This window comes from Actinosynnema sp. NPDC023658, from assembly GCF_040639995.1.
Classification (GTDB): domain Bacteria; phylum Actinomycetota; class Actinomycetes; order Mycobacteriales; family Pseudonocardiaceae; genus Actinosynnema.
In genome coordinates this window covers 1-1,760 of sequence record NZ_JBFAAX010001096.1, presented here as the reverse complement: position 1 = coordinate 1,760, position 1,760 = coordinate 1, and the positions used below count along the sequence as shown (strand labels likewise).

Annotated in this window: 3 protein-coding genes; 1 reads left to right on the top strand and 2 read right to left on the bottom strand. The window is 73.8% G+C overall.

From position 1 onward, the window contains the following. Together AB0G02_RS38455 and AB0G02_RS38450 are read right to left on the bottom strand one after the other, a co-directional pair. Positions 1-198, bottom strand: a 198-nt coding sequence (locus AB0G02_RS38455) for a hypothetical protein (protein ID WP_360804911.1), incomplete at its 3' end; no start/stop codon positions are given. A gap of 126 nt (positions 199-324) precedes the next feature. Next, positions 325-1,125, bottom strand: coding sequence for an alpha/beta fold hydrolase (locus tag AB0G02_RS38450; RefSeq protein WP_360804908.1), 801 nt, complete (start codon positions 1,123-1,125; stop codon positions 325-327). A gap of 155 nt (positions 1,126-1,280) precedes the next feature. Here AB0G02_RS38450 and AB0G02_RS38445 point away from each other — a divergent pair. Next, positions 1,281-1,760: MFS transporter (locus AB0G02_RS38445; RefSeq protein WP_360804905.1), on the top strand; the 480-nt coding region annotated here is incomplete at its 3' end.

The window sequence follows — 1,760 nt, the reverse complement described above, 5'->3', positions numbered from 1 at the left end:
CGCCGCGAGGCACGCGGTGAGGGCGGACAGCACGGCCAGCGACGGCCACAGCCACGCCCCGTACGGACCGAGCACGCGCGGCGCGGACCCGCCGGTGACGGCGTTGATCGCGACCGGGACGAGCACGAGGACGGTCACGCCGCCGACGACGACCAGGGCGACCAAGCGGGTGGTGCGGCCGAGTCTTCGCGCGTCCATGTGCCCTCCCACCAGGTCGCGATCGACGGTAACGACGTTCGCGGCACGGGGGTAGGCGAGTTCCCGTGGTCGACCGGTCACCGTCGGTGGTCACGGGGACCGCCACGGCGTCCGGAGCGGACCGGTTCAGCCCTTGAGGAAGTCCACCAGCAGCCGGTTGACGGCGTCCGGCTGTTCGAGGAAGCCGTAGTGACCCGCGTCGGCCACCTCCTCGTACCGCGCGCCCGGGATGGCGTCGGCCACCTCGCGGGCCAGGTACGCGGGCAGCACGCGGTCGTCGGCGAACCCCACCACGAGGCACGGCACCGCGATGGCGCGGTAGGCGTCGAGCCGGCTCTCGAACTCGTTCATCTCCATCTGCGCCCGCACGCCCTTGCCCACCGACGAGCCGGTGAACTCGAAGACGTCCAGCCAGTCGCGCACACCGACCTGGTCGCGCAGCGTCGCGGGGGACAGGTTCAGCAACGCGGTGACCGCCGCGTAGTACCGCCCCGGCAACGTGACGCCCTGGTCGTGCAACGCCCGCTCGCCGCGCGACAACGCGGTCTGCACGGCGTCGTTGCGGCCCGCCGTCGCCAGCATCACGGCCTTCGAGACCAGGTCCGGCCGGGCCAACGCGAGCTCCTGCGTCACCCGCGCGCCCATGGACGTGCCGACCACGTGGGCCCGCCCGCCGAGCGTCTCGATCAGCGCCGCGACGTCCCCGACCAGGTCCCCGATCACCATCCCGGACGCGCACTCGTCCGTCGGCGGGATGCCCCGGTTGTCGACGGTCGCCACGCGGAACCCGGCGGCCCGCAGCGCGGGCACCTGGTGCGCGTGCCACACCCGTCCCGGGCTGCCGGTGCCCATCACCATGACGACGAGGTCACCCTCGCCCTCCACGTGGTAGCTGAGGTTGATCCCGTTGAGCGCGACGACCGGCATGGCCCGCAGGTTACTGATCACCACCGCACGACCGCCATCACCGCGCGGGAACCGCGCCGAAACCGCTACGAGAACCCGTCCGCCGACGCGGGTGTGACCCGGCTCACGCCGCCGCGGGTTGAACGTGACATCGGTGTGAGGTTCGACCATGCGGTATGCGCACAACCACCACCCGCCCCGCGACGGGCGCGGAGAAGCTCCCCCTGCGGCCGCTGCTCGCGCTGGCCACGGCCGCCTTCACCACCGTCCTGACCGAGGCGCTGCCCGCCGGCGTGCTGCGCGGGATGAGCGCCGGCCTCGGCGTGAGCGAGTCCGCGGCCGGTCAACTCGTCACCGTCTACGCGATCGGCACGGTCGTGGCGGCGATCCCGCTGTCCGCCCTCACCGCCGCCTGGCCGCGCAAGCGCTTGCTGCTGGTCGGTGTGGCCGGGTTCGCGGTCGCCAACACCGCCACCGCCGTCTCCTCGCACTTCCCGCTCACGCTGGCCGCCCGCTTCGTCGCCGGTGTCGCGGCGGGCGTGGTGTGGGCGCTGCTGGCCGGGTACGCCCGTCGCGTCGCGCCCGACCACCTGCGCGGCAGGGCCACCGCGCTGGTCATGGCCGGCATCCCGGTCGCGCTGTCGCTCGGCGGGGGC

Bases quoted from the DNA above. Each gene is read 5' to 3' on its own strand.
- AB0G02_RS38450 (WP_360804908.1), bottom strand. From the start codon at position 1,125: ATGCCGGTCGTCGCGCTCAACGGGATCAACCTCAGCTACCACGTGGAG.